The sequence below is a fragment of the Lacticaseibacillus hegangensis genome, from assembly GCF_003946465.1.
In the GTDB taxonomy this organism is placed as follows: Bacteria; Bacillota; Bacilli; order Lactobacillales; family Lactobacillaceae; genus Lacticaseibacillus; species Lacticaseibacillus hegangensis.
Genome location: NZ_RHOL01000018.1, coordinates 48,543 through 57,193 on the forward strand (window position 1 = coordinate 48,543; position 8,651 = coordinate 57,193).

Annotated in this window: 7 protein-coding genes; all 7 read left to right on the plus strand. The window is 57.3% G+C overall.

Annotated features, from left to right (window positions below; translation table 11 throughout):
- Window positions 1-273: 273 nt before the first annotated feature.
- Window positions 274-2,178, plus strand: a complete 1,905-nt coding sequence (walK, locus tag EKM86_RS07050) for a cell wall metabolism sensor histidine kinase WalK (protein ID WP_125756465.1) — start codon at window positions 274-276, stop codon at window positions 2,176-2,178.
- The gene (locus EKM86_RS07055) at window positions 2,168-3,517 is read left to right on the plus strand and encodes a YycH family regulatory protein (protein ID WP_164506202.1); all 1,350 of its coding nucleotides are present in this window, start codon (window positions 2,168-2,170) and stop codon (window positions 3,515-3,517) included. The genes walK and EKM86_RS07055 overlap by 11 nt, the downstream gene beginning before the upstream one ends.
- Window positions 3,518-3,532: 15 nt before the next feature.
- Window positions 3,533-4,333 (plus strand): two-component system regulatory protein YycI, encoded by an 801-nt coding sequence (locus EKM86_RS07060; protein WP_125756469.1) that lies wholly within the window; start codon window positions 3,533-3,535, stop codon window positions 4,331-4,333.
- Window positions 4,334-4,466: 133 nt separating this feature from the next.
- Entirely contained in the window at window positions 4,467-5,264 is a 798-nt protein-coding gene (locus EKM86_RS07065; RefSeq protein WP_164506203.1) for an MBL fold metallo-hydrolase, read from the plus strand.
- Between the two features lie 101 nt (window positions 5,265-5,365).
- On the plus strand, window positions 5,366-6,700 hold the full coding sequence (locus tag EKM86_RS07070) for a S1C family serine protease (protein ID WP_125756472.1): 1,335 nt from the start codon (window positions 5,366-5,368) through the stop codon (window positions 6,698-6,700).
- A 584-nt stretch (window positions 6,701-7,284) separates the two neighbouring features.
- Window positions 7,285-7,689, plus strand: a complete 405-nt coding sequence (locus EKM86_RS07075; RefSeq protein WP_125756474.1) for an iron-sulfur cluster biosynthesis family protein — start codon at window positions 7,285-7,287, stop codon at window positions 7,687-7,689.
- Between the two features lie 355 nt (window positions 7,690-8,044).
- Complete coding sequence (locus tag EKM86_RS07080) at window positions 8,045-8,476, plus strand: Hsp20/alpha crystallin family protein (protein ID WP_125756476.1); 432 nt, start codon at window positions 8,045-8,047, stop codon at window positions 8,474-8,476.
- The last annotated feature ends 175 nt before the right edge of the window (window positions 8,477-8,651 follow it).

Consider the following 8,651-nt stretch of genomic DNA (forward strand, 5'->3'; position numbering starts at 1 on the left):
GCTACGCCCAAGGCCTCACCGGCAAGAAGCGCCGGCAATGCCTTAGGCTATGATCAGACTGTAGCCATTTATGGCGTATAGTCTGACATGCGTAGCGGCTGGCCATCGGGCTAAGTGCGCCGCTCCTCACAACTTGCGTAATCGTGCTCGGCACGACAACGCCCGAGCATCTAGCTACGCCTAAGGCCTCGTCGGCAAAAAGCGCCGACAATGCCTTAGGCTAGGCTAGCTGTCGGGCTAAGACCGTCGTGCCTCACAACTTGGAGATTTACATTGAACAAGAAGATTCGTTTTTTTCAATCGATCAACTTTAAGATCGCGCTGGTGTTTATTCTGCTGCTTTTGGTGACGGTGGAAATCATTGGCGCGTATTTTGTGCGGTCCCTGGAACAGCAGAACGTCGATACGTTTAAGACCGCGATCAACCTCGATCCCTACTTGCAGGACAAGGTCGCCACGGATCTGATGAAGTCCGATACCTCAGCCGCCGATGATTCCCTCAAGTCCACGATTTCCCAGGCTGATGTCGCCAACACCGCGACGATCGTGGTCGTCGACGCCAAGGGGACGGTGCGCGCTAATTCCAACATCAATTCCCAAAATGATGTCGGCACCAAGTCCGCCAATAACAGCATTAAGAACGTCCTGTACAGCGGCCAACTGTTCGAGGGCTACGAATACAGCGATTCGTCCGGGTCGATGTACACCAAGATCATTCCCATCAAAAATCCTAACGCGACCGGTGACGGCAATGCGGTGATCGGCGCGGTGGCCATCACGGCCTCGATGGAGACGGTGTACAACAACATCAATCAAATCGTCCGGATTTTCCTGATCGCCAGCCTGGTCGCCGGCCTTCTCGGGGTGATCATCTCCATTGTCATCTCCCGCGCCATCACGCGGCCCATCGATGAAATGAAAAAGCAGGCCATTCGCATGGCCCGCGGCGACTATTCTGGCCAGGTCCGCATTTACGGGCAGGATGAGTTGGGCCAGCTGGCCGTTGCGGTCAACAACTTGAGTGTGCGGGTCGAAGAAGCCCAGGAGGCCAGCGAGGCCGAACGGCGCCGGCTGGATTCTGTTTTGGCCCACATGACCGATGGGGTCATCGCCACGGATCGCCGCGGCAATGTCATCATTATCAACGAAACCGCGCTGGAATTTTTGGATACCAAGAATGAAGACGTGATCGGCGTGTCGATCCTGCGCCTGCTGAACATTGAAAAGGACTACACGCTGCGGGACCTCTTGGAAAACCAGAAGGAGCTGCTGCTGGACTTCACCGAACAGCTCGACCATGAGCTGATTCTGCGGGTCGACTTCAGCCTGATCCAGCGCGAAACCGGGTTTATCTCCGGGATTGTCGCCGTGCTGCACGATGTCACCGAGCAGCAGAAAAACGAGCGGGAGCGCCGCGAGTTCGTGTCGAACGTCTCGCACGAACTGCGCACGCCGCTGACCTCGATGCGCTCGTACATTGAAGCGCTGAACGAAGGGGCCTGGAAGGATCCGAAGATTGCGCCGCAGTTCCTCAAGGTCACTCAAGAGGAAACCGACCGCATGATCCGCATGATCAACGACCTGCTGTCGCTGTCGCGGATGGATTCCGGCACGGCCAAGATCGAAAAGGAAACCGTCAACCTGAACGAGTTCTTCAACTACATTCTGGACCGCTTTGACATGATGCTGAAAACCGACAACGAAGCCGCCGGCGCCGATAATAATCAGGTCGAGCCGCTGAAGACCACCCCACACAAGCACTACACGCTGCGCCGCGAGATCACCAAGCGCGATCTGTGGGTCGACATCGATCAGGACAAGTTTATGCAAGTGATCGACAACATCATGAATAACGCGATCAAGTACAGCCCGGACGGCGGCGTGATCACGGCGCGGCTGCTTGAAACGCACAACCACGTGATTTTGTCGATTCAAGACCAGGGCCTGGGCATTCCGCGCCAGGACATCAACAAGGTCTTCGATCGCTTCTACCGGGTCGACAAGGCCCGGTCGCGCAAGCAAGGCGGCACGGGCCTGGGCCTGGCGATTTCCAAGGAAGTCGTCGAGGCCCTGGGCGGCCGCATCTGGGTCGATTCCCAGGAAGGCAAGGGCAGCACGTTCTACATTTCGCTGCCGTATCAGCCGCTTGATGAGGGAGGCGATTGGGATGAAGCTTAGTGGCTTAATTTTACGGGTCTCTTTGACCGCCATGGTGCTGCTCAGCCTCGTGTTCTCGGCACTGATCTGGCGCAATCCGTCGCGGCTGGGTCGCACGGACACCTCCAGTGCGCTTAAAACCACGCAGACCGCGTCGGCCAACCAGCAGGCGGCCTACCTGTTTGTCCCGACGACCGCCTATTATCAAACAGGCAGTCAAAAGGTGCAGCTGATGCAGGCCGACCAGTCGGCGACCGGCCAGATTCACCGGACAATTCGGCCGTGGCGGCTCAAAAAAATCAGCAGCTCGGTTCAGCTCAGCACCAGTGCATTTGCGGCGCTGCTGACGCAGGATGAGACGCTGCAGCTGACGTTCAGCGCCCCGGTGACCTTCGGCGTGTTCAACGCGCACTACTTTAACCAGCCGCTGAAGAATCCACCCGCCTTTCAGTTTGATCGGCTGATTATCGATCTGAAAAAGCGCACGCCTAAACTGACGCTGGTGGACGACGCCACGCGCATGAGCCGCACTGCGACCCTTGCCAGCAGCTCGACCACCAAGTTGCGCGCTTACCTCAACAAGGCTCAGCCCAGTGGGCTGCCGGTGGTGGAAAAACGCCTGAACGGGAAGCTGATTCCGTACTACGCGAAACCGGTGGCGCTCAGTCCCTACGCCTTCTTGCTGGACCAGCAAACCGCTAACCACTTTGTGTCGCTGCTGATGCCGGCCAATTCCGCCGCGGCGGTCGACAGCCGGGAGATCGGCGACGAATCGATTTACACGCTCGGGGATACGCGCATGACCCTGAACAGCTCGTCCAGTGTGATGCAGTACGAGGACCCGGGCAAGGTCACCAAGAGTAAGAGTCTGGGCACGGCCCTGACCAAAGGAGAGGCCGCCATTTCGCAGCTGAACCTGCAGGGTATCACCTCGATGCATTACTTCAGCTACGATAAGGGCAGTCGCACCGTGGGCTTTCGGTCATACGCCCAGGGGCTGCCAATTTTCAACAGCCTGGATAACGGGCTGGTGCAAACGGTCAGCAGCGAAAGTGGTTTGACCACGACCTTCTCGCTGAACAACCTGACCGTGGCCATCCCGACCGCGCAGGCCACCAAAACCCTGCCGACCACGCAGGAGGTATTGAACCAGCTGGCCACCGCCGGCTACGCGCAATCGACGATTCAAGACATTCGCCTGGGCTACTACTGGCGGCCGCAAAGCGCAAGCTCGCAGGTCGTGGACCTGACACCGACGTACTTTGTTGAGCTCAATGGGCAGTACAAGCGCTACACCGAGTGGCTGACCCCGCAAACCGCGGAAAACCAGAACCAGTCCGCCGCGCAGGCAATTCGCTAGAAAGGAGCAGGCCTTATGGACTTTCGCCGCATCGAAATGATTTTTCTCTTCGTCTTCATCGCGCTGAACGTCTTCCTGGGGATCAGCTTCTTTCAAAGCCAGCAGGTCGATCTGGCAACGGACGCTGCCGGCACGACCGCGATTCTGGCGGACATCAAGCGCGATGACATCAAGCTGCCTAAGCTGAGCACCAGCACCGAGCGCGGCGCTTATCTGGCCAACACGACCCCGTCGCCGCTGCGCCAGGACGCCAGCCGCGTCAAGGGCCAAGAGCTGCACTTCAGCGACGTGAACGGCACCACGCTGACGGCGACTTTAGCCACTGCGCTGAACGTCAAGACCGACGCCTCGGCGCGGCTGCAGCGGTGGGTCGCGCGCGCTGACAACGTCGCGCATGGCAGCGCCTATGTCTACCAGAAGGATCTGTCCACCGCCACCAGCTACGTGTTCGCGCAAAAAATCAGCGGCCACTTGGTCAACGATCCGCACGCGCAGTTGACCCTTCACGTGAGCGATGGCCACTTGACCGGCTACACGCAGACTTACCTGCCAAACCTGGTCACCCTGCGCCAGGACGTTAACTTGTGCTCGGCCCAGGACGCGGTCACCACGCTGTACCGCGAAAACGAGATCACCAGCAACTCGAAGGTGCTTTGGACGCGTTTGTCCTACACCTACCTGCTGAACGCCAAGGGCAGCACCGTTTACGTGCCGGCCTGGTCGGTGGGCATCGAAAGCCAGGGCTCCAAGAACTTGACCGTGAAAAAAGTGAACGCCATCAATAAAACGGTGCTGAAAACCCGCGCCGAAGAATAACGCAACCCGCGGTGCGGGTGGGGCAGCTCATCTCCACCGCTTTTTAGTGGGCGAGCCCGCTCAGTTTAGCGAGGGGTGTTCGTATGGTACGATAGCCGCGAAAAGAGTGAGCAGAGTGACAGAAGATTTTGGCATGCGGGTGTCCGTTTTGGCCTCCAGCAGTTCGGGCAACGCAACTTACATTGAAACGCCTCAGCATCACGTGCTGATGGACGCCGGTCTGTCCGGCAAGAAGCTGAACGAGCTGCTGCACAGCATCGGCCGCGACCTCAAGGACATCGATTCGGTGTTTATTTCGCATGAGCACACCGACCACTGCCGCGGCGTGGGCGTGTTGGCCCGCAAGTATCCTAACTTGACGGTGTACGCCAACGCCCCAACGATCGCGGCGCTGCCCAAAAGCGTCGGCGTGCTGCCGCAGGATCAGATCCGCGTGTTCGACGAAGGGGCCCAGCTCGATTTGGGCGACTTGGACGTTGAAAGCTTCGGGGTCTCTCATGATGCCGCGCAGGCGCAATTCTACCAGTTCCAACACGACGGCAAGCGCTTCGCCATCGTGACGGACACCGGGTACGTGTCTGACCGCGTCGAAGGCACCATCAGAGACGCCGACGCCTACGTGATGGAAACCAACCATGACCTGGAAATGCTACGCGAGGGTCCGTACCCGTGGCCGCTGAAGCAGCGGATCTTGGGCGATTTTGGGCATTTAAGCAACGAGGACGGGGCCAACGCGATCATGGATGTGATCGGCCTGAAAACCAAGCGCGTGTACTTGGGGCACCTGTCGCCGCACAATAATATGAAGCCGCTGGCGCATGTGACCGTGGTCAACCTGCTGAAGGAGCAGGGCTTAGCCGTTGGGCATGACTTTCAGGTGCTCGACACCGATCCCGCCGTGGCCGATCCCTTATTTACCGTCGGGGCCTGAGCTTAAGGCGCATCATCGCCGAAAAAGCCCAGGCTTTTTCATACTTTCGTCAAACCAATCCCGTACACTGGTTTATGTAGAAAAAGAGAGGAAGGGTCATTATGGATAACCAATCACATCACTTTTCCGAAGAAAATCAGCAGCCCACCCCGCAGCCGCCAAAGCGGCGGTCGGGGATCAAGCAGCTTGCGCTGGTGGCGGTCGTGGCGGCCGTCGTCGGTGGTGGCGTGGGCGGCGGTGTCGCATACGGCATCATGAGCCGCAATCCGACCAACTCGGTCAACGAGGCGGTCAGTTCAGGCAAGCCCGGGACCACTAAGGTCTCAAACGTCAGCGTGAACGAAAGCAGCGCCAGCGCGACGGCCTTCGCCAAGGTCAAAGGCGCCGTGGTTTCAGTCGTGAACATGCAAAAGACGCAGTCGACCTCCAGCGGCCTGGATGCCTTCGGTGACCTGTTCGGCGACTCCGGCAGCGATTCGAGCTCGTCCAGCTCAGACAGCGGCAAGCTTGAGGACGCCAGCGAAGGGTCTGGGGTCATTTATGAAAAAAAGGACGGCAAGGCGTACATCGTCACCAACAACCACGTGGTTGAGGGCTCAGACGCCTTGGAAGTCATTTTGGCTGACGGGTCTAAGGTCACCGCGAAGTTAGTCGGCACCGATGAGGACTCAGACCTCGCCGTGCTGTCGATCGACGGCAGCAAGGTCGATACCGTGGCCAGCTTCGGTGATTCCAGCGCGATCAAGGCCGGGCAAACGGTGCTTGCGATCGGCTCGCCGCTGGGCTCCCAGTATGCGACCTCGGTCACGCAAGGAATCATCTCCGCCACCAGCCGCACCGTTGACGTCAGCGACGAGCAAACCGGCCAAGTGACCGGCCAGGCGACCGTCATTCAAACCGACGCCGCGATCAACTCCGGGAATTCCGGCGGCCCGCTCATCAACCTGAACGGCCAGGTCATCGGGATCAACTCGATGAAGCTGTCCGGCACCAGCAACTCGAACGCCACCATCGAAGGGATGGGCTTCTCCATTCCAAGCAACGAGGTCGTGTCCATCATCAATCAGCTGGTGGCCAACGGTAAAGTGGTTCGGCCGGCACTGGGCATCGAGGCGCGGGATCTTTCCAGCGTTTCGGCCAGCCAGCAATCCAGTCTGCTGAAGGTGCCTGCCAGTGTCACTAACGGGGTCGTGGTGGCCGGCTTCACGTCGACCAGCATCGCCAAGAAGGCGGGGCTGAAGCAGTACGACGTGATCGTCGCCGTTGACGGCAACGCGGTGGACAGCGTCGCGACCCTGCACACCCAGCTGTACAAGCACGCAATCGGCGACACCATTTCCCTGACCTACTACCGCGGCAGCGACAAGAAGACGGTCAACGTCAAGCTGTCACAAACCACGGACCAGCTGGATAGCACCACCGGGAACGCGAAATAACTGAATTAGAGTCAGATCAGCCGCGCAGTGATGCGCGGTTTTTTGGTGCGCTATTTTCGGCAATTTCCGGCAGTTGGACACTCGATGGCCAGGATTGTTCGGATGAGGGTTGTCAAGTGTGAATTCGCCTTGAGGATAATCACACCCCTTGCTTGTGGATAACTCTGTGGATAGTGTTTATAACTCACTTTTCAGCCCGTGCACAGACTTATCCACAGGGGGTCAAAAGCCGGTGGATAAACTTTTTTCTTTGTGAACCAAACGCTTGTACGGGCGATGAGGACGCGATTTTGGACGCCTCACTTTGTGAAATGCCGATGTTCAAAACCGTGGATAAGTCCCGGCCAAAAATAAAGTGCTTGATTTTTCCGGGCACGAAATCTGGTATCAAAAAATGTTCTGAACACCAGCGCTAGGGTTGATCAAGGGGGTGATGTGGATAACTGCTGGGGATAGTTGGTGCAAGCCTGTGTGTGAAAGCAGCAAACACTAGTATTTGGTTAGTTATAATTGACAGGATGTGAACAAGCCGGTATGATGAAGACATAATAGTTGTGTACAATCTAGTTGAAAGGGTGACCGATATGGAAATTACCATTACAGAGGCAGCAAAGGATTACTTGAACCACAAGCTCGTGCCGGGCGACCGCCTGCTTTTGGCGCTTGACGACGGCTCCAGCAAATACTCCAAGCTCGGCGGGACCTGTGCGATCGGCAACAAGTTCCAGCTGGTGATCGCGGACACCCCGGATCCGGACTACACCGAGCCGCTGGCCAGCAATACGAAGCTGAACCTGACCACCGGGCCGCTTGAGTTGTCCTACCTCGGCCACGGCCTGGCGCTGGATTATCACAGCGGCATGCTGAACCTGCATGATGACTCCGGCGTGCTGGACGGCGCCGTGACGATCGACTTCGCCCAGCCGCTCCCGGCCGATGAACAGGCCCGCCGTGAGGAAATGAAGGCGCTCGGTGCAAAAGTTTGTTAACTCCCGGCTGCGAAAGTGGCCGGTTTTAGCGGGACGGCAACCACAGTCAGCCATTCCCACTTTTGCCAGTTGAGCGCGCCTACGCCTTGCCTTGCCTAACGCTTTCCTCACTTTATTTAATCTCACAATCACTACAGCCCCAACGGTTCCGCCGAATCGTTGGGATTTTTTTCGAAAAAAGTTAGCACTCTGTTGACAAGAGTGCTAAACCGTGCCATAATACTTTATGTAAACAAGGTAAGGAGCTAAAGCCCCGATCGAAAGGTGAGCAGATGTGAGCCGGACGGTTGCCAGGGCGGCTGCTTTCCCTGTTTGAACTAACCCAACAGACAATTATGAAAGGAAGTTTTGCATCATGGCTAATGAGATTATGAATCGTGACAACTGGTTGACGGATCCGTTCTTCGATGATCTGGGCGCGCGTTTCTTCGATCGTTTCATGCCTAGCGACACGAGCCGGGTGCTCAAGACTGACATTCAAGAAACTGACAAGAGTTATGTTGCCAAGGTCGATGTCCCGGGGATCGACAAGCAGGACATTCACCTGAATTATCAAGACAATGTGCTGAATATTTCGGTCAACAAGAAGGAAGTTAATGATCACGCCGACAACAAGGGCAATGTGCTGATGAGCGAGCGCAGTTATGGGGCAATGAGCCGCAGCTACCGCCTGCCGAACGTGGATGAGCAGAACATCAAGGCGCAATACGACAAGGGAGTTCTGACCATCACCTTGCCAAAGCTGACCGAGCAGGAGCAAGATCCTCACCAGATCGATATTGACTAATTAACTGCCTCTAACTAAATTACCGCCTCTGTAGGAAACGGGTTGCCTCCGGGCAGCCCGTTTTTTTGGTGGTGCGCCCGGCATGGGCGCCAACTTGGTGGTGAAAGTCCACTGCGGGCCGTAGTAGTCGGAACCGCTAGCCAAGGGCAAGGGTGTCCATCGCGAGGTGGAATCT

Excerpts from the sequence above, each read along its gene's own strand:
- EKM86_RS07055 (WP_164506202.1), top strand. The coding sequence starts at position 2,168 with ATGAAGCTTAGTGGCTTAATTTTACGGGTCTCTTTGACCGCCATGGTG.
- EKM86_RS07060 (WP_125756469.1), top strand. The coding sequence starts at position 3,533 with ATGGACTTTCGCCGCATCGAAATGATTTTTCTCTTCGTCTTCATCGCG.
- EKM86_RS07065 (WP_164506203.1), top strand. The coding sequence starts at position 4,467 with ATGCGGGTGTCCGTTTTGGCCTCCAGCAGTTCGGGCAACGCAACTTAC.
- EKM86_RS07070 (WP_125756472.1), top strand. The coding sequence starts at position 5,366 with ATGGATAACCAATCACATCACTTTTCCGAAGAAAATCAGCAGCCCACC.
- EKM86_RS07075 (WP_125756474.1), top strand. The coding sequence starts at position 7,285 with ATGGAAATTACCATTACAGAGGCAGCAAAGGATTACTTGAACCACAAG.
- EKM86_RS07080 (WP_125756476.1), top strand. The coding sequence starts at position 8,045 with ATGGCTAATGAGATTATGAATCGTGACAACTGGTTGACGGATCCGTTC.